This is a genomic window from Serratia sp. PL7 (assembly GCF_945957435.1).
In genome coordinates this window covers 22,738-46,208 of sequence record NZ_CAMFLB010000023.1, presented here as the reverse complement: position 1 = coordinate 46,208, position 23,471 = coordinate 22,738, and the positions used below count along the sequence as shown (strand labels likewise).

The 23,471-nt window shown below is 52.0% G+C and carries 23 protein-coding genes; 12 read left to right on the top strand and 11 right to left on the bottom strand.

From position 1 onward, the window contains the following. The first annotated feature begins 827 nt into the window (after positions 1-827). From N6G83_RS43390 to N6G83_RS43355, 8 genes are all read left to right on the top strand, one after another. The gene (locus tag N6G83_RS43390; RefSeq protein WP_098929244.1) at positions 828-1,379 is read left to right on the top strand and encodes a fimbrial protein; all 552 of its coding nucleotides are present in this window, start codon (positions 828-830) and stop codon (positions 1,377-1,379) included. 34 nt (positions 1,380-1,413) lie between these two features. Further along, positions 1,414-1,992: a fimbrial protein gene (locus N6G83_RS43385; RefSeq protein ID WP_260524167.1), complete on the top strand. Its 579-nt coding sequence runs from the start codon at positions 1,414-1,416 to the stop codon at positions 1,990-1,992. Between the two features lie 127 nt (positions 1,993-2,119). Continuing rightward, positions 2,120-4,645: an outer membrane usher protein gene (locus N6G83_RS43380; RefSeq protein WP_211135731.1), complete on the top strand. Its 2,526-nt coding sequence runs from the start codon at positions 2,120-2,122 to the stop codon at positions 4,643-4,645. An 82-nt stretch (positions 4,646-4,727) separates the two neighbouring features. Beyond that, positions 4,728-5,474, top strand: coding sequence for a fimbria/pilus periplasmic chaperone (locus N6G83_RS43375; protein ID WP_282440813.1), 747 nt, complete (start codon positions 4,728-4,730; stop codon positions 5,472-5,474). Between the two features lie 115 nt (positions 5,475-5,589). After that, entirely contained in the window at positions 5,590-6,108 is a 519-nt protein-coding gene (locus N6G83_RS43370; RefSeq protein ID WP_211135728.1) for a fimbrial protein, read from the top strand. A gap of 14 nt (positions 6,109-6,122) precedes the next feature. Beyond that, complete coding sequence (locus tag N6G83_RS43365; protein ID WP_098929241.1) at positions 6,123-6,602, top strand: fimbrial protein; 480 nt, start codon at positions 6,123-6,125, stop codon at positions 6,600-6,602. A gap of 59 nt (positions 6,603-6,661) precedes the next feature. Then, a complete protein-coding gene (locus N6G83_RS43360) occupies positions 6,662-7,168 on the top strand; it encodes a fimbrial protein (RefSeq protein ID WP_098929240.1) in 507 nt (168 codons plus the stop codon). A 191-nt stretch (positions 7,169-7,359) separates the two neighbouring features. Then, positions 7,360-8,166, top strand: a complete 807-nt coding sequence (locus N6G83_RS43355) for a hypothetical protein (protein ID WP_211135729.1) — start codon at positions 7,360-7,362, stop codon at positions 8,164-8,166. A 139-nt stretch (positions 8,167-8,305) separates the two neighbouring features. Here N6G83_RS43355 and N6G83_RS43350 read toward each other — a convergent pair whose 3' ends face one another. Continuing rightward, positions 8,306-8,686: a hypothetical protein gene (locus N6G83_RS43350; RefSeq protein ID WP_211135730.1), complete on the bottom strand. Its 381-nt coding sequence runs from the start codon at positions 8,684-8,686 to the stop codon at positions 8,306-8,308. A gap of 402 nt (positions 8,687-9,088) precedes the next feature. Between N6G83_RS43350 and N6G83_RS43345 the strand changes: the two genes are divergently transcribed. Next, on the top strand, positions 9,089-9,874 hold the full coding sequence (locus N6G83_RS43345) for a winged helix-turn-helix domain-containing protein (protein ID WP_211136715.1): 786 nt from the start codon (positions 9,089-9,091) through the stop codon (positions 9,872-9,874). Between the two features lies 1 nt (position 9,875). Then, the gene (locus N6G83_RS43340; protein ID WP_211136714.1) at positions 9,876-10,322 is read left to right on the top strand and encodes a hypothetical protein; all 447 of its coding nucleotides are present in this window, start codon (positions 9,876-9,878) and stop codon (positions 10,320-10,322) included. A gap of 98 nt (positions 10,323-10,420) precedes the next feature. Here the strand turns inward: N6G83_RS43340 and N6G83_RS43335 are convergent, their stop codons facing one another. The 7 genes from N6G83_RS43335 to N6G83_RS43305 form a co-directional block, all read right to left on the bottom strand. After that, the gene (locus N6G83_RS43335; protein ID WP_260524166.1) at positions 10,421-11,524 is read right to left on the bottom strand and encodes a hypothetical protein; all 1,104 of its coding nucleotides are present in this window, start codon (positions 11,522-11,524) and stop codon (positions 10,421-10,423) included. After that, positions 11,524-14,109: a fimbria/pilus outer membrane usher protein gene (locus N6G83_RS43330; protein WP_211136713.1), complete on the bottom strand. Its 2,586-nt coding sequence runs from the start codon at positions 14,107-14,109 to the stop codon at positions 11,524-11,526. Before N6G83_RS43330 ends, N6G83_RS43335 begins: the two co-directional genes overlap by 1 nt. 61 nt (positions 14,110-14,170) lie before the next feature. Next, a complete protein-coding gene (locus tag N6G83_RS43325) occupies positions 14,171-14,899 on the bottom strand; it encodes a molecular chaperone (protein ID WP_211136712.1) in 729 nt (242 codons plus the stop codon). Then, positions 14,896-15,615 (bottom strand): molecular chaperone, encoded by a 720-nt coding sequence (locus N6G83_RS43320; RefSeq protein WP_211136711.1) that lies wholly within the window; start codon positions 15,613-15,615, stop codon positions 14,896-14,898. Before N6G83_RS43320 ends, N6G83_RS43325 begins: the two co-directional genes overlap by 4 nt. A gap of 7 nt (positions 15,616-15,622) precedes the next feature. Next, complete coding sequence (locus N6G83_RS43315) at positions 15,623-16,183, bottom strand: fimbrial protein (protein WP_074029985.1); 561 nt, start codon at positions 16,181-16,183, stop codon at positions 15,623-15,625. Next, the gene (locus tag N6G83_RS43310) at positions 16,158-16,883 is read right to left on the bottom strand and encodes a molecular chaperone (protein WP_211136710.1); all 726 of its coding nucleotides are present in this window, start codon (positions 16,881-16,883) and stop codon (positions 16,158-16,160) included. The genes N6G83_RS43315 and N6G83_RS43310 overlap by 26 nt, the downstream gene beginning before the upstream one ends. Before the next feature lie 44 nt (positions 16,884-16,927). Then, on the bottom strand, positions 16,928-17,476 hold the full coding sequence (locus N6G83_RS43305; RefSeq protein ID WP_074029986.1) for a fimbrial protein: 549 nt from the start codon (positions 17,474-17,476) through the stop codon (positions 16,928-16,930). A 775-nt stretch (positions 17,477-18,251) separates the two neighbouring features. Here N6G83_RS43305 and N6G83_RS43300 point away from each other — a divergent pair. After that, complete coding sequence (locus N6G83_RS43300; RefSeq protein ID WP_024527692.1) at positions 18,252-18,530, top strand: FaeA/PapI family transcriptional regulator; 279 nt, start codon at positions 18,252-18,254, stop codon at positions 18,528-18,530. Between the two features lie 56 nt (positions 18,531-18,586). Beyond that, positions 18,587-19,183 (top strand): response regulator transcription factor, encoded by a 597-nt coding sequence (locus N6G83_RS43295; protein WP_211136709.1) that lies wholly within the window; start codon positions 18,587-18,589, stop codon positions 19,181-19,183. A gap of 100 nt (positions 19,184-19,283) precedes the next feature. Here the strand turns inward: N6G83_RS43295 and N6G83_RS43290 are convergent, their stop codons facing one another. Genes N6G83_RS43290 through N6G83_RS43280 form a run of 3 tightly spaced genes read right to left on the bottom strand, consistent with a single transcriptional unit; the run spans position 19,284 to position 23,455 of the window. Next, positions 19,284-20,783 (bottom strand): helix-hairpin-helix domain-containing protein, encoded by a 1,500-nt coding sequence (locus N6G83_RS43290; protein ID WP_199061590.1) that lies wholly within the window; start codon positions 20,781-20,783, stop codon positions 19,284-19,286. Positions 20,784-20,813: 30 nt separating this feature from the next. Beyond that, on the bottom strand, positions 20,814-22,415 hold the full coding sequence (locus tag N6G83_RS43285) for a PP2C family serine/threonine-protein phosphatase (RefSeq protein ID WP_211136708.1): 1,602 nt from the start codon (positions 22,413-22,415) through the stop codon (positions 20,814-20,816). After that, complete coding sequence (locus N6G83_RS43280) at positions 22,415-23,455, bottom strand: TerY-C metal binding domain-containing protein (protein WP_065683507.1); 1,041 nt, start codon at positions 23,453-23,455, stop codon at positions 22,415-22,417. The genes N6G83_RS43285 and N6G83_RS43280 overlap by 1 nt, the downstream gene beginning before the upstream one ends. Positions 23,456-23,471 lie beyond the last annotated feature (16 nt).

Here is a 23,471-nt window from a genome sequence, read left to right as displayed (position 1 = left end):
CTTTACACACCTGATGTCGCATAAGTTAAGGTTCCATTTATTCCAGGGAATAACAGATGGAATGGCTGCTGGCAGAAGGCATTATGTCAATGAGTGGGATTCTCTTTGGACATAAGGCTGTCGTTCCATCGCTAGAATAATAAGCGGCACGCTATAAGTTTGAGAGGGTGCCATTTTCTTCATTTTTATCAATGTGTTAGTCTATATCTTGGTGTTTAGATCTTTCATTCATTTATTATCTCATTGATTTAATTGTTTTTTCGTTCTTTTTTGCCTGTTCCACGAGCATTCCATCTGTCTTTTTTAGCGTCAAAACATGCTGTTTTTAGCGTTATTATATGTTTTCTTATGGAAAATTGAAATTAAATACCGCTTGTTTTTGTAATTTGGAGTTATTGACTTTTGAAGTGTGTTTTCTGGTAATTTATTTTTCATTCATTACGTGATTTTTATTTTTTTAGGGATTTGCTGCGAATTTGCAATAAGATCTTTCTTGCTCTTTTAATTTCATGCCTAATTTTGTAATAATTTAAACCAACGCAGGGCTTGGTTTTTTGGCATGCGTTCTTGGCTGTAAGCTAAGTGTTTAAAATTGCTTTTATTAATGTTTGTGCGTGAACTGATATCAACTCATGCCAAGCGTGCGCACAGGATATTGATGGATTTCGTTTTGATTCATATTTTCCTCATTAATCTGGGTGTTCATGTGGGTTTTTAACGAAATATATCGTTACCTCTGTGCGTAGGGAAATCAGAGAGTCAGGGGTTTAGGGGCTTTAGGCCATTAAACAAAAAACTCTCATTATTACTATCTAAAGGAATATAGAATGAAACTGAACAAAACTGTACTGTGCGTATCTTTGGCTCTGGGTATCGCTTCTTATGCCCATGCAGCCGATCCTACTCCTGTTAAAGACCAAGGCCACGGTACCGTAACCTTCACCGGTTCTATCATTGACGCACCATGTTCTATCGACCCAGACACCATCGATCAGACCGTCAAGCTGGGCCAGATTTCTAACGTTGCGTTGGCTGAGAATGGTAACAAAGGGACTTCTACGCCAAAGAACTTTGAAATCCGCTTGGAAAAATGCAACATCGGTGACAAAGGTAAGTCTGTGACGGCGACCTTCACCGGTGCTCCTGGCGGTACTGATGGCCTGCTCGGTATGACTGGTTCTGCGAAAGGGGCTAGCATCGCGATGGTTGATGGTTCAGGCAAGATCATTAAACTGAACGAGGCGATCACTGCGCAAGCTCTGCAGAATGGCAACAACACCCTCTTATTCTCTGCTTATCTGCAAGGTGACGGTGCTTCTGCGAGCATCGTCCCGGGTGATTTCAAGAGTACCGCTAACTTCACTCTTGATTATCAGTAAGATTATTTACGCTCATGCATGTGGGATTTCCCACATGCATTTTCACTGGTTATCACTGTTGAGCAGCATGTCTATGCTAAGAAAAATAGGCGGTACCGCTCTTTTTATGTTATTGAATATCGCTTTTGTGGGACCGGTGCAATCTGCACAGCCTCAAGGTTGGGGGCGAGTCAATATGGCGGGTGCCATTATTAAAACCGCCTGTGCGATAGGTACTCTTAGTCAAGATCAAACGATTAATTTGGGCTCATTGCCTGCGAGCCAAATTGCTCGTGATGGGCAAAGCGGAATACGCCCCTTCTCTATTCAACTCGTGAATTGTATTTTGGCAAGAGAAGATAAGTGGTTACCGAACTGGCAGCATTTTCAAATCACGTTTGAAGGTGATAATGATGCGGGTCTGTTTGGGATTGAAGGTGAAGCTAAAGGTATTGCTCTTCAAATTACAGATAGTTATGGAAATATTGCTATACCAGGGACGCCATTACCCGTCGGTGAGATTGCCGCAAATGAGATGCAGTTGAATTACTCCCTGCGTTTAGTGAGTAATCATCAGTCGTTACATGTTGGGCAATATTCCTCTACGGTGAAGTTTAAAATGGATTACTACTGAGTACACCGGGTAACTTTATCGGGGTGACGATTACGTACTTGATGGTATTCATTTAATTTAGCGCACGATCATTGTTTTAAATGATGGAAGTAGTCATTAATGGAATAATATAAAAGGTCTGAAAATGATGGCGTTATCCTATTCAAAGGCGTTGCCTTCACGCCCATGTGTCCTGGGGTTGGTCATTAGCTATATCTTAAGCGGTGCACTATTTTCTGCCCATGCCAGTGAATTCAGTTTCAACACCGATGTTCTTGATGTTAAAGAGCGTGAAAACATAGATTTAGAACGGTTCTCCCGCAGTGGTTACATTATGCCGGGTGACTACGTAATGTCGGTCCATATTAATAAGCAAGAGCTGTTGGAACAGCTCGTGACTTTCGTCGTTCCGGAAAACGATCCCAAAGGCAGTGAGCCCTGTGTGACACCGGAGCTGGCAGAGCAATTTGGTCTGAAGCCTGCAATGAAAAACCAGCTGACTTGGGGGCATCAGGGGCAATGTCTGATCGTCAGTAGCCTGGAGGGTATGACTGCCAGAGGGGATTTAGGGGCGGCCAAACTCTACCTGGGTATTCCGCAGGCCTATTTGGAATATACCTCGAATAATTGGGACCCTCCGTCGCGCTGGGACAATGGCATTCCGGGACTGCTGCTTGATTATAACGTCAACGTCCAGACCCAGAATCAACAGCGGCAAGGAGCAAGAAACTCTAGCTTCAACGGTAATGGTGTTGTTGGTGGCAATCTTGGTGCCTGGCGTTTACGCGCCGATTGGCAAACGCGCATAGAGCATCGGACCGGTTCTGCCCAAGGCACGCAGCGAAATTGGGAGTGGAGCCGCTATTACGCTTACCGAGCTATCCCGCGTTTGGGGGCCAAACTGACAATTGGGGAGAATTACCTCAACTCTGACATCTTTGATAGCTTCCGCTTTGCCGGTGTCAGCCTGGTAACCGACGACAACATGTTACCGCCGAACTTACGTGGCTATGCGCCAGAAGTAACCGGCATCGCCAAAACCAATGCCAGAGTGATTATCAGCCAACAAGGGCGTCTGTTGCAGGAAACGCAGGTCGCAGCCGGGCCATTCCGTATTCAAGACATCAACGACATGGTTTCCGGCCAGCTTGATGTCCGGGTGGAAGAACAGGACGGCAGTGTGCAGGAGTTTAAGCTGGATACTGCCAGCGTTCCATATCTGACCCGGCCTGGCACGGTGCGCTATAAGCTGGCGAGCGGCCGTCCTAACGATTGGCAGCACCATACCAATGGCCCGCTGTTTGCCACAGGTGAGTTTTCCTGGGGGATCAGCAACGGCTGGTCGTTATACGGCGGCAGCGTGGTTGGCGGGGATTACGGCGCACTCGCTGCGGGGATCGGTCGGGACTTGATGATACTGGGTGCGCTGTCGTTTGACGCGACACAATCACGTGCCGCCTTGCCGCAAGAAGATAAGACGCTATCCGGTGGTTCTTACCGCCTGAGCTATTCGAAACGCTTTGACGACTACGACAGCCAGGTGACCTTCGCCGGTTACCGCTTCTCGCAGCAGAACTATATGAGCATGAGTGAGTACCTGGATGCTCGGACTTATGGTACCCGTTCGCAGAACAGCAAGGAGATGTACACCATCACCTTTAACCAGCAGTTCCGGAGCTTGGGGCTGAGTGCTTATCTGAACTACAACCATCAGACCTATTGGGATAGGCCGACGAATGAACGTTATAACCTGACGTTAGCGCGTTATTTTGATATGGGTCGGTTGAAAAACCTGAGCCTGTCGATGACGGGATATCGCAATAAATATAATGGTACCTATGACGATGGTATGTACCTGTCGCTGTCGATGCCGTGGGGTAACAGCGGTTCCATCAGTTACAGCAATACCTGGGATCAAAGCGATAACTCTCATCAGGTGAGTTATTACGATCGGGTGAATAACTACGATAGCTATCAAGTGAGTACGGGAATATCGCGCAGCGGTGCGATGGCGAGTGGTTATTACAACCATCAGGGTGATATCGCGCAAATGAATGCCAACGCCAGCTATCGAGAAGGGAGTTACTCCTCGGTAGGCATGTCGCTCCAGGGGGGGGCGACCGCAACGCCGAAGGGGGTGGCATTGCACCGCGCCGGCATATTGGGCGGTACCAGGGTGATGTTGGATACCGATGGCGTTGCCGGTATCCCAATCCATGGTTATGGCGCAACGGCCGAAACCAACCGCTTTGGCAAGATGGTGATTGCTGATGTGAGTAGTTATTACCGCAACCGGATCAACATTGATCTGAACAAAATGCCGGACAACGCCGAGGCCCTTCGCTCTGTAGTGCAGGCCACTCTGACCGAAGGAGCGATTGGCTATCGCAAATTTGATGTGGTTGCTGGCCAGAAGGCAATGGCGGTGATCCGCCTAGCTGATGGTTCCACACCCCCGTTTGGTGCCACGGTCTTGAACCAGAAAAAGCAAGATGTTGGCATCGTCAACGATGGTGGCAGTGTGTACCTGAGCGGCATTAATACGGGGGAATCAATGACCGTGCACTGGGGAGGGAAAGCACAGTGCGAGATGGTGCTTCCGGCTGTGCTATCGAACAGCAGCCAGACGGATTTACTGCTGCCGTGTCGCCTGTTGAGCGAGCAAGGGACTTGACTCACTACCGTTGGCAGCGATGTTTTCACACCAACGGAAAACTGCAAATTTTTTGAAAGAGAACGACCCTATGAAATTGAAGATGAAAACAGCTTTTATTGCCGGGACGGTGCTATCGATCTTGATGGCGCAATCGGCACTTGCCGCCATCGCGCTGGATCGCACCCGGGTCATTTATGACGGCGGGCAGAAATCGCTCAGCCTGAACATAAGCAATGAGAATAAACGGCTGCCCTATCTGGCGCAGGGATGGATTGAAGATGCGCAGGGTAACAAGATCAGCAGCCCGTTAACCGTACTGCCACCTGTGCAGCGTATTGAGCCGGGAGAGAAGAGCCAGGTGAAGGTGCAGGGATTACCGGCCGCCAGTAGTCTGCCGCAGGATCGGGAATCGCTGTTTTACTTCAACTTGCGTGAAATACCACCGCGTAGCGATAAACCTAACACGTTGCAAATCGCCTTACAGACGCGCATCAAACTGTTCTATCGGCCCAAGGGATTAATGCAAACCACTACTGAGATGGCGACGCCATGGCAGGAAAAGATCACCTTAAGCAGACAGGGCAATAACTACGTGGTGATTAACCCTACACCGTATTTTGTCACATTGGTGGACGGCAGCGACAGGGTGAAGGGTGAGTCGGCGAAAGATTTTGAGCCACTGATGATTGATCCGAAAGGGAAAGGCACTCTCAAAGCTAGCGCCAGTGCGTTGGGCAACAGCCCGGTGCTGACTTATATCAATGACTATGGTGGGCGTCCGCAATTGCAGTTTAGCTGTAGCGGCAACAGTTGCCAGGCCACGCCGGTGAAAGACGGCCGCCGATAGCAGCGTTGGGTAATGCGGAAAAGGAGTGATGCATGCAGCAGGAACAATGGGGAAGGGGTTTCTTCCTGTTTTCACGCCGGTACTTATTGGGCGCAGGTCAATCTTGGGCTGAGTTATGACTAACGCATTGAATAGAGCGGTTGTTCATCCATGGGCGATAGGGGGATTGTATATAACCCTGTTGCTGGCTAGCCCACTGACAGTGGCTGCCCCGTCAGCCAGCTTGGTGACGGTTACCGTTACCGTACAGGCGGCCCCCTGTGAGATTAATGGTGGTCAGCCGATTGAAGTCGACTTTGGTGATGACCTTATCACCACCAGAGTGGATGGGCACAACTATAGGAAGCCAGTGCCTTATAGCCTGGATTGCCAAGGGGCTACCTCTAATGCAATGACACTCGAGATCCAGGGTACTAGCGCGGGTTTTGGCTTTAATGTATTGGGCACGGATAAAGCCAATTTAGGGATTGCCATGATGCTGAGCGATGGCCAGCCTATCCCCATCAACAGTCCGATCAGGTTTACCTATCCCAATGTGATTGGCTTAGCCGCGGTGCCGGTGAAGTTTCCTGGCACTACGCCGCAAGCGGGAGGGTTTTCCGCAGGGGCGGTATTGAAAGTGGGTTACCAGTAAAAGGGAGCAAAACGATGATCCGATTTTTAACCGTAAGCCTGTTACTGGTGTTGGGTTCGTCATTCAGCCAACCGGTATCAGCGGCGGACAATTTGCTGTTTCGCGGCACCTTGATCGAACCACCATCTTGCACCATTAACGACGTAGAGATCGATTTTGGCGACCGAGTTGGGGTCAATAAGGTGGATGGTGTGAACTATGTGAAAACCATAGACTACCTTATTCGCTGCGAGCCTGATGCCATGGGCCTCGACATGACCCTCACCTTGAGTGGGCAGCAAACGGGCTATGATGACGCGGCGATACAAACCAACGTGGCCGATTTAGGCATCCGGATATTACACAATGGCCAACCGTTTACGCTCGACACACCCATTGATGTAGACCCGAACAACCCACCCAAGCTAGAGGCCGTACCGGTCAAAACGCCGGGGGCAACCTTACAAGAAGACGCGTTTGTCGCCTCGGCGACCTTACGGGCGCAATACCAGTGACGTGGGCTAATGCAATGACAATAGAGCGTAAAAACGGTAGGTATGGGATATGGCTGGGCATGATAGGAGTAACGCTGCTGTGGAGTTGTAACGTGCAAGGGGCCGACAATCTTCACTTTCGCGGTGCTCTGGTGGCCGAGCCCTGTGTGATCCCGCCGGGTGAGGAGAGTATCCAACTGGATTTTGGCACGGTGATCGATAAGTACCTCTATCTTAACCAACGCACCCATGGGCAGCAGTTTGCTATCCCTCTGGCGGAATGCGACCTGACGCTGGGCAGCACCGGTGTGAGAGTGACATTCAGAGGCAATGAGAATGTGAGTTTACCCGGATTATTGGCGTTGGACGCCGCCAGCCAGGCTTCCGGTATTGCCATCGGCCTGGAAGCGGCTGATGGCAAACCGCTGCCGTTGAATCATGCCGGGGAACGTTATCTGTTAGCCAAGGGAAGCAATCTGATGGTGTTTAAAGCCTATGTACAGGGTGAGCCTGAAGCGTTAGCCGAAAAAACTATCAATCGTGGGCCGTTTAATGCGGTGGCCACTTTCAGCCTAGAGTATGAGTAAGCGGCGTTACCAGCCTGCTATCTGACTCACTTTTTACCCCGCTTGATTATAGGGTGGGGGGCCCATGTGGAGAAATAACCAGTAAAAGCAGAAAAATGGCTTTTGCGTTGGGTAATGGCTTCAACACCTATTGAATATTGTCGCTGTGATTTGTACTGGGCAACGGCTTTGACCAAAAAAGAGATAACTAAATGAGACGACAATGGCTGGCAGTAATTTTATTCCTTGTAGCCTGGAGCGCGAATGCAGATTTTATGGCTTCCATTCGAGAGTCTGGGTACCATGCGGCGCCCAATGTAACAATCGACATAGATTGGCAGTGGCTGAGTCAGGGCCCCAGTTCTTATAAAACAAATCTTGCAAATACAGTGGTTGGTATAGGTATATCTTGTCCACTATGCGGTAGGGTGGAGGACCCATGGGTTAGTGTGGTAGTGCCAAAAAGTAATACAGGGTTAGCAGAGATCTACTCTTTGTTTACGCAAAAGCATGGAACGAGTGGTCACTTAACATGGGAGATAAATCGTTTAATCTGGGAAAAGTCAAAAAGGAACGGAGGATGTGTGACCGTGACTTATTTTCAGTCTCTGAGCGCCAATGTATCAGGTGCTGTATCGGGCAGCATAGCCTGTATACCTTTGGAGCAGTCGTCGCCACCGCCACCAGTGGCGGTATCCTGTGAGCCGCTGGCGTCCATGGTATTCCCTTTTGGCCCAGTGGCGGCAGGAAAGACGGACGGCCTGTCTATCGCACAGACACAACGCTTGCGTTGTGACAGCACCATGGTCGTGCGGTTATCCTTAATTAATCCGCTTGTGCTATCCGATCGACTTAAGGCTACATTAAAGGCGAACGGTCAAGTGGTTGGTAGCGATGGGATATATGTGGCATCACCTCCGGGTGGTACAGATTTGCTATTTGAAGCTACTCTACAGGGGGATGAAATGCAGGGGGGAGACTACCGCGCGAACGCGGTATTACGGGCGGATTATCAATAACCTTGCGCCCCGAGACGGGGCGCGTGTGATACTACATTATATTGATAGCAAGTAGCAGTCAGGCGGCATATTCAGTGTCAGCTTATTAGCATGATTTTTTTCTAGGGTGTAACGATGAGCGTGTTTGGCCGTAATACTGCTAAAAAAGAGTATGTAAATTTGATACATTTAAAAATCGTTCATCTATCTTAGGCTTTGTGGTTAACATTTCTTGGTTTAAATACACACCATAACGTGGGATGGTGATAATTATATTGGGTGGAAATCCGCTGCGCGTCAGCAGTTCTCTAGTTTGATAAATTAACTGATTATAACTATTTTTCTTACAGTTTCCTTTATCCCAGATACAACTGATTATTTCATTCTTCTCGTTGATTTTTTTCATTAAACAGAGTAAGAGGTATTTTTGGTTTTTGCTTAAAATGGCCTCTTTTCTCTCATCTTTGGTAATGAGCTTGTTGTTGTCTAATATAAGTGAACTATCTTCAAGATATGAAATTTCCTTTATATTTTTATTCATGATGACATTATTCCCCTATGCGATTATCATTTTTTGATTAAAGCTGTAGCTACCTAAAAATAGTTTTAGGTCATGGTTCTATAGGTTTTTTTAATTGGCTATATGGTGTTGTTGAAACTCTCCATAACCGGTTTGTGGCATGCTCAATCGTTGCCGTGTCTATGGGGTATACCCTATCAATAAGATATTTCTCGTGTTGATATATAAATAATTTAGCCATACCAACAGATTTTTGTTTTTCTTTTTGTAATTATTTAGATTTTAATCCTAAGTTTTGTGATTTTTTCACCTGTGGTATAAAATGACAGTTTTCCTGAGCACGGTGGTGTAAGTGTTTTTTTGAACGTTTTTTATACTGAAAAATCAGAGTGAAGGGCCGGGGAAATACTGAGGGAGGGGGTTATGGGGCAGATCATTATCAATGGTGTGGTGAGATTTAACATATTAGACGGAACGCTATATTGCCTTGATAACAGTATGGATATGGTTACGTTAAACCGTGTTACCAGCGATCTGTTGTTATTGTTGATAAAGCATAATGGTATCCCGTTAAGCAGAGAGGCTATCTTAAATCAGCTGTGGGAAAAAAGAGGATTGAGCTCATCCAGTAATAATTTGAATAGCTATGTCTCCCTTTTGAGAAAAGCGTTGGCACGGTGTGGCTGTGACGGCCTGATTTGCACCATACCTAAGTATGGATTTCTGTTTGAGGCGGAGATTTCTTTCGATGATGATTCACTCTCCTGCCAACAAAACAGCATAGAAAATGCTTTCCCTGAAAATGATGCTGTCAGTGGTGATGTCAAAGTCCCATCTTCATTTTGGCGTCGGAAGGTCATGGGGGTTTTGGTACCCTCTGTATTATTATTTACGCTGTTTTTACCCGGTATTTATGACTATTTCAGATTGCAATCTATCAGGACATTGCTCTTTAGCGTTGAGCAATGCCAATTCTACCTGGCGGATGAAAAAACCAAGAGACAAGATATAACCAGTAACGTTAATACGATTAAAACTATGGTTAATAATGTAAGTCTGGATTGTCAGCGTCAAGCCAATGTTTATTTTATCGCTGATAAAAAGGTGGATTCATCGGGTCGCGCGAGCATCAGGCATTTACTCGCCTATTGCCCTTATATGAGTAATGCGCCCTGTGAAAATTACTATGCGTCTAAATATGAGAAATAAAATGAAGAATAAACTGTTGGTTATTTTACTTTTATTAATGATACTGGGGGTTGGGGGCTACGCCGCTTGGCAACAGATGGCGCAGGGGCCATTTTTTACCTGTCGAGCACAGGTGCATCGTGAAGTGGAAACTAAAATATGTAATAAGACTAGCGCTTTTGATCTGTTCCTATCCATTAATGGAAAAAATCAAGGATATCTGCTGATATCAGGGTCCTATTCATGTCCAAATGCCATGCCGACTCATGTAGATGGTGTTGTTAACTTTACTTATAGTAAAGAGGGGGACTATTATTCCTTCTATATTAGAGGAGGGGGGGGTAAGTTTGCTGATATTTTTGATGTGTTAAAATTTGACAACATAAAAATGAAGTTAACAAAATTAAATTATGGCGTTTACATGATTTCCTTACCTAATGAAATCCTTATGATGTGCACAGAAGCTTAAGTCAGTAATATCAATTTATATCCAGCGTAAACTAGGCTCGTCTCTAATACGCTGGACGGCTGGAAATCAGCCCAACCGTCAGCAGCGCCAAATGCGGCTCAGTTAAACGTTACCAGCATTTCCGTAGAGGCCGTGACCGCACCGATTGGCACGCTGCTGCCTCCCGAACACAGTCGCCAGGTGAGCTGATTGGTCAAGGTTTTGCTGCTTTCCGCACTGGCGATACTGCCCAGTTTTATGAGCGAGTTATCAAAGCGTAGGCCGGTTGTTGCCTTACAGTCGCCACTGCCGGTCACCCCGTTATCAATTTCTCCGGTGATATAGCCTCCCCCTTGATTTAATGCCAGCCGTGAAGCGGTAGTGTTGTACAGACCGCTGATGGCGCGGAACTGCAGATTGATATTGGCATTTATCTGGTCAGTAGGCTGCCCGCAGGTGGCAACCAGTTGCACGGGCTTTACCGCCAGTTCTGCATTAACCTGGGTATTGCGAATGACCGAACCAAAGTTAATGGCTGTCGGGGTATTCACGCTACATTCCAGCGTGGAGATGCGCAGGGAAATATTGGTGGGCAATATAGAGGTAGTTCTATCCCCCGAGCCAGTGGCGGAAAAGCTGCCAAAATACATGGGTGGAACCGACCCCTCTCCAGCTTTTTGGCTGCCGTCTGCCACCAGAACCCAAGTGCCTGAGAGCGTTGCCGTACGAGGACCCGAACCCGAGTAAAATGCCGTATTTATCGACATGGCAGGGGGCAGGCACCATGTATAGTTTGGTGGCGAGATAATATTATCTTGTGACGTCGAGGAGCCTCTGGTTTCCGGCTGGCCAATGGTGCCAGTCAACTTCCCCTGTGAATTGTTATTTAGGGTATAAGTGGCGCTACCCGAGGCCCGAGGCATCAATCCGACTCCAGGTACCCCGGTCAGTGGGAAGGCCAAATAGCCACCAATGTTCTTCAATTCATTTGAAGCCATACACCGGGTCGATGATCTAGAGACTGACAAGAGTCCGTATATGGGATTCAGTTGTGGATGATCGAGAGGGCCAGTTAATGTCGCGTTAAACGGCATGCCCTCCCATAGGATCCCCGTACCCTTGCCGATGGTGATGGTTTCCGCCAGAACGGGGGCAGCAAGGGGCATCATTAAGGCGATGCTGGCGATACCGCATGATGCTGTCTTTATTAAACGCTGTTTCATCACTGTCCTTCCTCACATTGCGCATTCAGCATGCGCACCGGATTGTTTGCTGATACTGCCGCCTTGCTCAGGTTGAAGTGGGCCAGGCACTGCTGTGCAGCCCCACGGCCCCACACCGCGCGCAATTTCCCCTGTTCCGGCAACCCGCTCAGGTACACCTGGCCTGCATCACCCACGATGCCGCTGTTGATCTCCGCCCCTTCCCCGGCCAGTGTCACGAGCGTGCCGAAGGGTACCGGCACGCCAGCCTGGGTCAGGGTTATCAGCGCCTGATAGCCGGTGCGTGGAGTAAACGTAGCCGCTACCACCGCCCCTTTGGTGGGATAGACATTGGCGCTGCTCTGCGGCAGGTCGACATCTTCCGGCAGCGTCGACGGGTTCAGGCTCACCGTGTTGTTCTGGTAAGGCGAGAGGTACGGCACCACCGCATACCCGCGGCTGTCGGTGCGGATCCCGCCGTTCATCACGCTCACCCCGGCAGCGCCCGGTGCGCGAACCACTGCCACCGAGGTGCCCAGTTGCTGGCTCAGCGTCACCCCGTTGGGGTGAACCACCAGACCCCCGTTACCACTCACATTCAGTGAGTTATAGCGGCTGCTGTGGCTGTACCCGGCGCTGACCATGCCCTGGCTCCCCTGCCAACCCAGATTCAGGTTGCTGGTGCTCCCCCCGTCACCACTCTGGTTGTTGTTACTCCACCCCTGCATCAGGCTGTAGGAAAGGCGGTCTTCTGCCGCCGAACCGCTCACCCCCACCTGTTGCCGCACACGGCCTTCACTGTCGTGCGTCATCTGGTAGCTGGCGTAGCTGCGGTTGAGGGCGGGCTGTGCGCTGAACAGGCTGAACGGTACCTGCATATTGAACGCCAACTGGCGATTCTGCGGCCAATCCCCGTCGGATTTTATCCGGTCAACGCTGTAGGCCAGGCCATAGCTCACGCCGTGCCAGCTGCCGGTGTAACCCGCCGACAGGGTGTTGTTCACCTGCTCATCGCCCCAGTAATCACTGCGCGCACCCGACAGGTACAGCGATCCAAAATCCCCCAGTTGCTGGGTTACCCGCACCTGGAAATCCGAACGCTGTCGGGCCAGTGCCCAGGGCACCTGGCCTTCACTGAGCTGATAACCGCTGTTGTTGAAGTCGGCAAAGTTGTAATAGTGCCGGGTGGAGTAACGATAAGCCGTCAGATCCACCGAGGTGCCCGTGCTGAGCAGGCTTTTGGCATAACGTACCCGGTATGACTGGCCGCTCTGTCTTTCGTCATACATGCGGGCCGATGAGAGGGTCACGTCCGCCGACATGGCGCCGAAATCCCCCAGCGAAATCCCGCTGCCCGCCACCGCCGAGGCGTATTTCTCCGCTATCAGCCCGCCGCCGTACAGCGTAATGTCATGAGGCAGCCCGTAAATCAGGGTGCCCAACGCAAAATGGGCCTCTCTGGAGCCGGTGGTGATGCCGCCGTTGTAGCGCCCGGCGGTCAGTTCGTACTTCAGCCCACCCGGACGTTGCATCACCGGCAGCGCCGAGAAGGCCTGGGTCCAGGTACGTACGCTGCCATCCGCTTCGGTCACCGTGACCGTCAGATCTCCCCCTTGGCCAGTCTGGTACAGGTCATTGATCCGAAACGGCCCCGGGGCGACATACGCCTGGTACACCACGTTCCCGTTCTGGCTGACGGTAACCCGTGCGTTGCTCTGCGCAATGCCGCTGATCACCGGGGCAAATCCCCGCAGGCTGAACGGCAGCATGTCTTCGCTGGAGCTCAATTTCACCCCGCGAAATGGAATGCTGTCGAAAACGTCATTGCCGGTATTGTTCTCCCCAACCAGCACATCCGAACGCCAGGCCTGGATATCGCGTTGCAGATAGGTATTTGAGAAACGGGTTTGCTGGTTGCGTTGCGTGTCTCCATAGCCGCTGCGGCTATTATTGTGGGTGTAGGTCATGTCACTGCGCAGGCGCCAGGCCTGCCAGTTCAATCCGCTGTGCAGCCCAAGGAACAGGTTGGTCTGTTCGCTGGTGGATTGGCCCGATTGTCCGTCCTGGCGGCTGCGCCCGCCGTTGAGGGTATAGTTGAGTAAAAACGCGGTCATGCCCTGGTCCCATAGCGCAGGGTTAACCACGCTGCTGGCGTCCGGCTTCATCGCCACCTGGGGAATGCTGAGTTCCAGGCGCTGCTGCTGAAAATCAAAGTGCACTCGGGCATCAGGGATCAGGGTGGCCAGATCACTGACGGGCTTGTCGACCGGCAACCCGCCAAAAGCCGGCAATGCGGGGGTATTGACCCCCATCTCCGCCAGGAAGGCTGGGGTCAATTCCGGGCTGACCTGGCCCTTATCACCCGGGGTGAACACGACGCGGTATTGGCCACGTTCGCTGCGGTTGACCAGCACCGTCACCAGATACGTCCCCGGTGGGGTCTGTCCGGCGCTTTCAAACGCACTCAGGTCGGTGACGGCTTCCAGGCCACCACCCAGCGACAACAGCGCCGGGTCAAAGTAGTCGCGGCTCCAGGCTGGAGACGTGCCTGCAATCAATGCGCTGCCCACCAGAAATGGGGAAAGAGCAAGAGGGTGAATTTTCATGGTTATCCTATCCGTCTGAAAGAACGTGGCTCTCGGTAACGAGCCAGGAAGGGCGAAATCGTCAATCCTGTTGGGCAACCGGGGTATCCCAGCCATCTTCATCAATCAGTTGCCAGCTGACTTTCCCGCTCGCGGTGGCGGGCAGGGTGTAAGACTGCTTGCCGAAAGGCGGTACCATCAGGCGCAGAGCCGGTTTGTCCAACGCCACATTCCCCACCGCCAGGCGGGAGAAGGTGAGCCAATAGGGGGTCGGGTTGGTTGCTGTCAGTTGGTCGCCTGCCCGGCTGAAGGTCAGCTTCGGGGCCATGTCTGCCACGGCGCGTTTCATCAATCCCGCCGGGCGATAAAACAGTTTGATATTGCTCACGACCGTCATCACCATCTGCTCACCGTCGGGCTGCTGGGTGGGCAGCGCCTTCATGGAGATAAAAAAAACCGATTCGCGATCGTTAGGCAGCGGTATATCGTTGCGGCGGATACGCAGCGCCAGTTCACCGTTCGCTTCCAGGCGAGCCAGCGGCGGTGTGACAATAAACGGCATCACCGGGGTGCCATGCCAGCTCAGATCCACATCCCCGGTGGCCGGATCGACCGGGCGGATCCATGATTGCATCAGGTACGGGGCGGGGCTTTTGTTGTAGGCGGTCAGCGTTACGCCCTGTTTTTCGCCCTCCGGGTAAATCACCCGCAGCACGTAAAAGGATATCCCCGGCGAGACGTTGTCCTGTGCCAGGCCCATTTTGTTGACCAACAGGCATAGGCCCATCAGAAGATAAATCGGGTATTTCATGGTGTGGTCTCCGTGGAGGCTGAGCCTGTCTGCTGGCAGGTCTGGGAGAGCCCGCCATAGTCGGTGAGCGTCTGCCAGGCCACCTTATTCACCGGCCCGTCAACGGCCAGGGTGATACTGCTGTGCGGAGGCACCATCGCTGGTTGTTGGTCTAGCGCCACGGTATGCCCGTCAACAGCCAACATCCCCAGGGTCTGAAAATAGCCGGTGGGATTGATGGCCCGCACGCCGTGTGCTTCACGCTTGAACGTCAGCAGGCAAGGGATGTTGTCCGCTGGCAACGCCAACCCTTGCGGGCGATAAAACAGCTTGATCACAAAACGTACCCCTACCGACAGCCGATTGGCCGCCGTTACGGGTTCAGCCTGTGCAGGAATGGCCGAGATAGAGAGATAAAACAGCGACTCCTGGTCGGTGGGCAGCGTGGCACCCTGTGGCAATAGTCGTAGCAGTTGGCGGCTATCGCCTTGCAGCGAGAACAGCGGTGGCGTAACGATAAACGGCGCAGGGGTCGTATCGTCCAGGCCGTTTTGTACTCGGGCCTGGATCAGATAAGCCTGTTGCCCGCTATTGCTGACGGTGAGGGTTTGCGCTTTATCTGCTGAAGAAAAAATAACGCGTGTCTGCCCCAGGCTGATGCCGCCGCTCCCGGCCTGTGCGGACAGGCTAAAAGTGAACAGCAGGCTTGATAGCACCTGATGAAATCGCTGTGTCATCGGGCCCTCACTGATAGACAAACTCAAACATCAGAGTGGCCGTCACGTCACCGGTCGCGACTGCGGCACACCCGGTGCCGCCGCCACAACTGGCACCGGCATAAAAGGTGAACGTCTGGTTGACCGGTATCTGTCCGGGGTTCGCCAGTGAAATCACGCTGTTGTTTTTGACTTCGGGCTGGCTGTAATCCGGCACGGAGGCACTCTGGATCACCAATATCCCGGTATTCGCCGCCGATCCGGCATTGCGAAACAGCCATTTACTGTCTTGGGTGGTACCGGTGCCCGTGATAGTCACGACAGGCTTGAGGCTGCCGCCCGCAGAACCGGTGCAGTCCTGCACGGACAGGGTAAAGGGCTGTGGAGCAACCAGCTGGTTTGGGCGCAGCTGAGATTTAGCGATGACACCCAAAGGCAGAGTGCTTTTATCCAGGCTGAGCGTGCAGGTGCCATTGGTCAGCACGGCGGAGAAATCCAGCGTCACGGCCTGCACCGGGGCGGATACCGCTCCACCGCCTGCCAGCACGACAGCCAGCACGGTCTTAAGGTAACGTTGCGCTGAACGCATCGGTGCCTCCGGTATCATTAATGGTCTGCCACTGCACTCGCTTGCCGGTTGCCAACGGCGTTTTAACCGGCCAGATATGGTTGCCGAAAGGGGGGATCATGAGTGCAGCCGGCGTGTCCAAGGCCAGCTGTTGCCCACTCACCCTCAAGGCGGCCAGGCTGACAAAATAGGGAGAGGAATTGGTCACCTTCAGCCCCCCAGCCACGCGGGAGAACTGCAACTCTTTTTGGGCGGCGGCAGAGGATCCGCTCAGGCTCGCAGGCCGGTAGAACAGCTTGATAATGTTGCCTACGCCGAAACGCAGTTGGGCTTGCACGTCATTGCGCTGCTGAGCCGGATCCGTTTGCGTACTGGCCGGGATCGCGGTGGCATGCAAATAAAACACCGACTCCCGATCGCCGGGTAGCGGCTGGCCGGTAAAGGCGATACGTAACTGATTGGTGCTTTGAGGTTCCAGACGGAACAGCGGCGGCGTCACGGTGAACGGGGCGGCGGTCTGTGCATCCTGTTTACTGCTGATCGCGGCTTGCACCAGATAAGGCTTATCGCTGAGGGTATTACGGACGGTTACGTTGATACTGCTGGCCCCTTCCGAGTAAATCAGGCGGGTGGCATTAATGCCAAACCCGGCGGACCAGCCAGCCAACGGCGCACCCAGCAGGGCCACTAGCAGCGAAAACAGGGAGATAAAGCGTGTCATATTGTGGCTCACGAAAAGGCGGGCCATCGGCCCGCTGGAACACATCAGTTGTAGGCAAAGCTGAACAGGATTGGGGCGCTAACCATACCGATATCCGGCGTGAGAGACGTAGAGGCCAAACCAGCCTGCAGGCTCAAGGATTTCGCGTTGAAATCGCCTGCTTCCGGGGTCTCACCTGCTTTGGCTACCGATAATTTTTGGCCAGCGGTAATGTAGGCTGCTGGTGTGGTTACTTCACTTAACATGACGCCGGTATTGGTGCCGGTGCTGTTAAAGATGTTCGGGTTACCCCCCAGCGTCTGGCCGCTTACAATCAGGCTTGCCTGATCGCCTGCTGCTGCCGGGGTTTCACAGTTGTTCAGACCCACGGTGAAGGTTTTCACACTGTTGGCAACTGGGGTTGCCACAGCGGTGAAGGCAGATTTGGAATGGTTACCGAGGTCCAGGCTAGCGTTGGAGAGAGAAACGTCACAGGTCGCTGCCACAACGTTGGCGGTAATGGTCATCTGGGCGTTAGACGCGGCCTGAGCCACGCCAGATCCTGCCAACAGAGCTGCAACAACCGGAGCCAGAGTAAAAATAGACTTACGCATAATGAATTCCTTATTTACGTATTAAAAAAGTGAATGCAATCATTTCGTAGCTGATTATTAGCCACGAGCCATCATTTATCTGAACAATCCGAACAGACAAAGTATCTTCAATAAAATCATCACTACTGATGCCGTCAGTTTTTTTAAGAAGTGAGCAAAGCATCCTGATGCTATTCCTATGCGCTTTTAAGCCAAGACTTTGTGCCTAATGGATTGAGAGAGGTTGGCTATCCATCAAGCGTGAAAGACTTGTTAAATTTCAGTGTGCTGCTGCCTTTCCATCACTGGATACACAGTTTGGCTGAGCTGGACGTGGACGGTTTTCCGGACCCAATAATTATCTAAATCGAAAGCCTGATCTTTCATTTTTGTTAGGATTAATCTCTACGCTTATTTCATATATTCTTAAGATGTTTCTTGTTCATCAATTTAGGCCGGGATTATCACGGCCAACCTTATTTTTGAAAAGTGTTTTTTGATAAGCAAAGCAATTTCGCAATAAATGCCTTGGCAGGTGGTTTTTATGGCTAAATTGCGAGTTATTATCGTGTTCATCATTATTGAACTGGATTTTTATATCGCAAATTTAATTTTGTCAGATTTAAAACTCGTTATTGTAACGTTTATAAATACTTTACTCCGATGTGGTATTAAATACGCTCAGAAAGCCAAGCAGACGGGACCTGCATGCCGTTTGCCGCTTTGACCGGTGGGCTTTGGCCTGTAACGCGGGCTGACTCATCACGAAAGCTCGTAAGAGAAAAGGTTTAACCTAATGAAATATAAAAAACATAATGCAGCCTTCGACAAGGTTCTGACGGCGTTGCAGGTGTTGAGCCGTGTTGATTGCCCGCTCGGCACATTGCCTCCGCAAGATAAATGGCCCAAGACCCGGGATATTGCCGATTACTGTGATACCAACATTTATGTTTCTCGCTACTACCTGATGAAACTGGTAAAGAAAAAGAAGGCGTATGTCTCATCGGTGCCAGACCAAAAGAGCTTACGCTGGTGTATTGCAACACCTACCTGGGCTAGGGATTTATCCCAATGATGTATCGCATAATCAACGGTACTATTTAAAAAGAATTAGGCTGCGAAGGGGTCAATATGAACTCACACATGGTCATTGCTCTGTGGGGCAACAATTTTTATTTCTTACAAGGCATTCGCCACCTTTTTGAAAGGTATTTTTATCTCCGGGGAGTATCCCCTCTATTTATCCATGCAGACGGTAAGAGTATTATTGATCTGAACGTTGCGGATCTGATTGTCAAGAACAACGCCGACTGGAGGGGGGATGGGTATCAACACTACCAAATCCTCATACGGAAAAAAAATACAGAAGGGGTCACCTATCAACAGGGAGACATCGGCCTGAATGATAAACCCGAGGCGGTGATGCAACTGCTGGATAGTCTGTTAGACGTGCAGCTCAATAATAATGCCCCCTACGTACCTGACTACGAAAAGATCACTCGGCGAGAGCGAGAAGTCTTGCAGGCGATAGCAGCAGGCTTATCGCCTACACAGATCGCCAGAAAGTTGCAGATCAGCACCAAGACCGTCAGCGCCCATAAACAGGCATCCATGCGAAAATTGGGATTCCAGCGCAGTCACGATCTGTACCACTGGTTGTGGCAATGCAGCCCAGATAGATTGAGGAGCACTGTGGGAGAGGATGTTACGCCAAGGGTGAAAGGTTAATGAAAGCACTAATGGTTGTTTTTTTAAGGGGTACAGATGTGGGCCTTCCTTTCCCCCATAACCTAGTGCGAGGTGGGCCACACCCCGCACTCACCAAAGCTTAGTTCTCCACCAACTGCACCACCACCAGCCTGCCGCCTTCTTCGGTGGAAAGCACGAACTGGACACCGTCGTTCAACGCCAGCTTGTCACCGATCGCCACCGGGTTTTTATCCGGCAAGGAGAGCAGCCCGCTGATGCCTTCATTCACCAGCCACCACTGATCGTTATGGAATACGAAATAGCCCACGCGTTTTTTCTGCGCGTCCGGCGTGCGTTCGTTGGGGGCTATCAGGCGGTTAACGTGCCAGGCGTAAATCGACTGGCCGCTCCATACCATCAGGCGATGATCGTCGGGGCGGAAGCTCCCGGCTTTACGCGAGGAGTAAAGGTTCAGGATCGGCAGCTTACCCTTGAACGGCGTACCACAATATGGGCAGGCTGGGCGGTTTTTACCGGAGAACACGTACCATTTCTGTTCGCAGGCAGCGTTTTGGCACGGCTGGATCAGATCCACCGTTTTCACCAGCGCCGTTTCCCACTCATCGGCAGTTGGCCGTCTTGTGGGTTCATGCAGACCCTCGATAAACGCCCTTTCAAACAGCGGTGTCAGGTAGGGGCCCATAATGGTGTAGGGCACTTTCTGCGGATCGGCCCAAGGTAGCGAAGAAGGGCTGACCTGGTTGAGTTTGACCGCATTGCTGTGGTCCGTCGGGTGTTCAATAAACAGCGCCTTTTCACCCATGGCCAGCGATTCATCGCGCATCTCATCGTCCATGTCATGGATCTTGCCGCCGCGCAGCGGGTGACGGAAGAACAGGTACATGTAGATAAGGACGGATAATGCATGCCTGTCGGTGGCAATGCTTGGCAGAATGCGCTGCGGATCTTCCTTCGGCAGGTGGCTGGTTTTCACCACTTCCGGGGCAATAAAGTCCGGTGTGCCCACCACGTCTGGGGGATATTTACCTGGCACCACTAACCCATCGACGTCAATGATGCAGGCGTGGCCCTGTTCGGGGTCGATCAGCACGTTTTTATAGCTCAGATCGCTATGGCACAGGCCAGCGGCGTGCATACGCCGGACGGCCCGGGTCAGCAGCAGGCATACCTTCAGGTAATTCAGGGTGTTGCCACGTTCGCGCGGATCCAGGAACTTGTTCTGGTTATTGGCGCTGGCAAACCATTTGCCTTCCTTCTCGCGGCCTTTAATCCCCAGGAAGTCGTTATTCTTGGAGCCGTACTTAAAAAAGAAGTGGCTCTGGTAGGTGGGCACCACGATGCCGATTTTGCCGTCGTGTTCCACTATGCTGGTGGGCCAACAAAACAGCCCTTGCCAGTAATCCCCACCGGCTTGCTCAAAGATGTTCTGCCGGTAGCGGCCAGTGATCATCTCAATGCGTTCTTTCGCCTGCTCGTTCTGCGGCTTTTTATAGAACGCGACTACGTATGACTTATCCGGCGAAAAGTAGACGTCCTTCATCGAGCCGGAGCCGATGATCTCATCGACATACTGGATGGTTTCGCCATCCCTGGTAGTACAGGTAATAATATTTGCCATTTCACTCACCCGCTATGTAGTCCAATCCATTCACCACGCCACGATTAGGGTTCGATCGTCGTGATTGCCCGGGGAGAAGAAGTTCAGCCATTCGGCCAGCCGCTCTGCGGGCTGCGCAGGGTCGCTCAGGCAGGGCGTCAGCTCCGCGATCAGATCATCCCACTTCTGGCTATTTTGCAGGCCATTATCCGTTTCAAACCGGGGATCGGAGACTCCGTCCGTCATCAGTACCAGATGAGAGACCTCGGTCCATTTTCCGATGCTGATGCGCTTACTGAAGTTCGCATCGTTCACGGCATCGGCATCCAGGAAACGCGTTTGGCCCGCATACTCACCGCTGTCTGGCGTGCCCAGTACGCGCACTTTGCCCACCGGCCCGTAGGCCGCAATGGCACCGTCGCCCAACCAGAAAGAGGCGGCGAACAGCTCGGCCCCAGTACGCAAGGAAACGGTGACCAGCAGCGTGGTCGAATAGGATTTGGCGCTCTCTTCGGCCCGGATGGATTCATTGCTGATATTGTTGACGGCCATGATCGCGGCCTGGCGGAATAGGCGATTAAACGCCTCCCAGACTATCCGCTGATCGTCAGTTCCCCAGTTTTCAACGCAGGCTTTGAGTTCCTGGCCTTTGTCGCTATTCAAAAGATTAGTCAGGTAGTTGCCCACGGTTTGAGTCGCGATACGCGAGCCCTCGCGCGAGTTTTTAGCGCTACCGGCTCCGTCGGCCACCAACATGACGTTCCAGCCGTTATCGCTATTGCTGGCGATGTAGAAGTCATCGTCCCGGAAGGTGCCCGCATGTTCATGTGAACGCCCTCTGCGGCTGGCCGCCACGATGTTTACGCCAGGCTCCAGGATCTGCTGATGGGCGACGTGCGGTTTGAAATAGCGCGAATCGGCAGGCGGCTCGAGGATTTTCCACAGGCTGCGCGGGTCGGGGTTAACGATAAAGGGCACTTGGGTGGTGCATTGCGGCGCAGCAGGGCAAGACCAGGTAACCGTGATGTCAAAGTCGCCGCTTTCGGTGGCGGTGCCTGCCAGTGAAGAGGTCGCCGGATCAAAGGTGATGCCGATATCTTTAGAGAACGCGACGGCCAGCACTTCGGCGGTCATTCCATCATCCAGCACGATATCGATTTCAGAGTGGAAGGGGACGCCGGTACGGGCATTAGCCACGTTGATTTTTGCCTGCGGCTGATTGTTCTGCGGTGTGCTAATCGGGGTAGCGGTGCCGGACGGGATCTGGCCTGGCTTCAGGTTTTCTTTGGCGCTTTCTTCAGGCAATGTGGCATCTCCTTGCACTTCCAGTGGCTCAAACGGTGCTTTCTGCCAGTCGTCTGGTGTTGGCAGACCTGCGATATCTGGGGCGACAACAGGGATGTCATCGCTCTTGGTGAGGACCACTTTAGGTTCGTCGGCCAAGGTATCGTCATTGGCAACCAACGGCGAAGCTTCTGTTGTCTCAACCGCTACGGGGGTCTTGGCCGTCACTTTCGTGATGAGGTTGGTCAGCAAGGTGCCGATCTCATCATCGGCTTGCAGGCTGGCAAGCTGGGCGTCATCCGTTGTTGCGCCCGTTTCTGCCAGGATCAGCATGAGTACGTTCTGGCGCAGTTTCTCCACGTCTTGCATCAGCCTTTCCCTCGCGTCACGTCGAAATCGGAGTCGCCGCCGTTTTCCCTGAACGTCAGTCCCTTATCGCACCATGGGCAGATAACGTCATCGGGTCCGTTGACACACAGTAGTTTGCCGCAGGTACACATCGCAAAGGCGCTGGCATTGCCGCAGTACGGGCAACCCGGCACGCCGTGCAGTTCGCTGGTATTGACCTGAATGGCGGATGCCGATTCGTCGCTCCAGGCAAAATAATCCTCATCGATCGGGAAGCAGCCGTTGAGGTTGAAGCCGTTGATATTGAGCTTGAAATCCAGCGAGGAGAGGTTGATGGCCGGGCGTTCGTATTTCATCAGATAAGGGCGACGTGACTTGCTGCAACGGCCCGTCAGGGTGACGCAGTTTTCGTCGTAGGCTCTGGCAATATCGTCTTTGGCCAGCCGCACTATATGATCGGTGTGGGTGAGCAACGGAGGCGCATCTTCCCCCACACTGCGGCTGTGGGCTGAGACAGAAGCGGTGATCCACTTGATGAACTGGGCGAAATCCCCTTCCTGGCTGTCGGTGAACAGCAAGACGTTGTCGGTCAGCTGCCGCAGGATGTTCATATCCGCCGAAGGGCCAAGGCCGATGGCGATCAGGTTGACCTTATTGGCGTAGTTTTCTTTCCAGCGCTTGATTTCGGGGGCGGTATCATCCGTTGGGCGGCCATCGGTGAGCAGGTACACCACTGGTTTCCAGTCGCCTTTGCGTTCCTGGGTGGTTTTTCTGACCTGTTGATCCAACTGACGGGTCAGTTCCCGCAATGCCGCGCCCAGGTTGGTGCCACCGCCGATCGGCAGGCGAGGGGGATAAAACGACACCACCTCCACCAGCGGTACGATGGTTTTTGCCACCCCAGCGAAGGCAATCACCGATATCCAGGCGGTCTCAAGCGCGTGGGGGTCTTTTTTCAGGTCGCTGACGATCCTTTGCAGGCCATCATTCATTTTCTTCAGGCTTTCCCCGATCATGGACTCTGAGCAGTCCAAGACCAGGAAGATGGGCAGTCTTCTCATGGTTAAAAACCTCGTC

Excerpts from the sequence above, each read along its gene's own strand:
- N6G83_RS43365 (WP_098929241.1), top strand. The coding sequence starts at position 6,123 with ATGATCCGATTTTTAACCGTAAGCCTGTTACTGGTGTTGGGTTCGTCA.
- N6G83_RS43325 (WP_211136712.1), bottom strand. The coding sequence starts at position 14,899 with ATGAAATACCCGATTTATCTTCTGATGGGCCTATGCCTGTTGGTCAAC.
- N6G83_RS43305 (WP_074029986.1), bottom strand. The coding sequence starts at position 17,476 with ATGCGTAAGTCTATTTTTACTCTGGCTCCGGTTGTTGCAGCTCTGTTG.
- N6G83_RS43320 (WP_211136711.1), bottom strand. The coding sequence starts at position 15,615 with ATGACACAGCGATTTCATCAGGTGCTATCAAGCCTGCTGTTCACTTTT.
- N6G83_RS43340 (WP_211136714.1), top strand. The coding sequence starts at position 9,876 with ATGAAGAATAAACTGTTGGTTATTTTACTTTTATTAATGATACTGGGG.
- N6G83_RS43370 (WP_211135728.1), top strand. The coding sequence starts at position 5,590 with ATGACTAACGCATTGAATAGAGCGGTTGTTCATCCATGGGCGATAGGG.
- N6G83_RS43330 (WP_211136713.1), bottom strand. The coding sequence starts at position 14,109 with ATGAAAATTCACCCTCTTGCTCTTTCCCCATTTCTGGTGGGCAGCGCA.
- N6G83_RS43375 (WP_282440813.1), top strand. The coding sequence starts at position 4,728 with ATGAAAACAGCTTTTATTGCCGGGACGGTGCTATCGATCTTGATGGCG.
- N6G83_RS43290 (WP_199061590.1), bottom strand. The coding sequence starts at position 20,783 with ATGGCAAATATTATTACCTGTACTACCAGGGATGGCGAAACCATCCAG.
- N6G83_RS43385 (WP_260524167.1), top strand. The coding sequence starts at position 1,414 with ATGCATTTTCACTGGTTATCACTGTTGAGCAGCATGTCTATGCTAAGA.
- N6G83_RS43360 (WP_098929240.1), top strand. The coding sequence starts at position 6,662 with ATGATAGGAGTAACGCTGCTGTGGAGTTGTAACGTGCAAGGGGCCGAC.
- N6G83_RS43335 (WP_260524166.1), bottom strand. The coding sequence starts at position 11,524 with ATGAAACAGCGTTTAATAAAGACAGCATCATGCGGTATCGCCAGCATC.
- N6G83_RS43295 (WP_211136709.1), top strand. The coding sequence starts at position 18,587 with ATGAACTCACACATGGTCATTGCTCTGTGGGGCAACAATTTTTATTTC.
- N6G83_RS43285 (WP_211136708.1), bottom strand. The coding sequence starts at position 22,415 with ATGCAAGACGTGGAGAAACTGCGCCAGAACGTACTCATGCTGATCCTG.
- N6G83_RS43355 (WP_211135729.1), top strand. The coding sequence starts at position 7,360 with ATGAGACGACAATGGCTGGCAGTAATTTTATTCCTTGTAGCCTGGAGC.
- N6G83_RS43280 (WP_065683507.1), bottom strand. The coding sequence starts at position 23,455 with ATGAGAAGACTGCCCATCTTCCTGGTCTTGGACTGCTCAGAGTCCATG.
- N6G83_RS43310 (WP_211136710.1), bottom strand. The coding sequence starts at position 16,883 with ATGACACGCTTTATCTCCCTGTTTTCGCTGCTAGTGGCCCTGCTGGGT.
- N6G83_RS43345 (WP_211136715.1), top strand. The coding sequence starts at position 9,089 with ATGGGGCAGATCATTATCAATGGTGTGGTGAGATTTAACATATTAGAC.
- N6G83_RS43390 (WP_098929244.1), top strand. The coding sequence starts at position 828 with ATGAAACTGAACAAAACTGTACTGTGCGTATCTTTGGCTCTGGGTATC.
- N6G83_RS43300 (WP_024527692.1), top strand. The coding sequence starts at position 18,252 with ATGAAATATAAAAAACATAATGCAGCCTTCGACAAGGTTCTGACGGCG.
- N6G83_RS43380 (WP_211135731.1), top strand. The coding sequence starts at position 2,120 with ATGGCGTTATCCTATTCAAAGGCGTTGCCTTCACGCCCATGTGTCCTG.
- N6G83_RS43315 (WP_074029985.1), bottom strand. The coding sequence starts at position 16,183 with ATGCGTTCAGCGCAACGTTACCTTAAGACCGTGCTGGCTGTCGTGCTG.
- N6G83_RS43350 (WP_211135730.1), bottom strand. The coding sequence starts at position 8,686 with ATGAATAAAAATATAAAGGAAATTTCATATCTTGAAGATAGTTCACTT.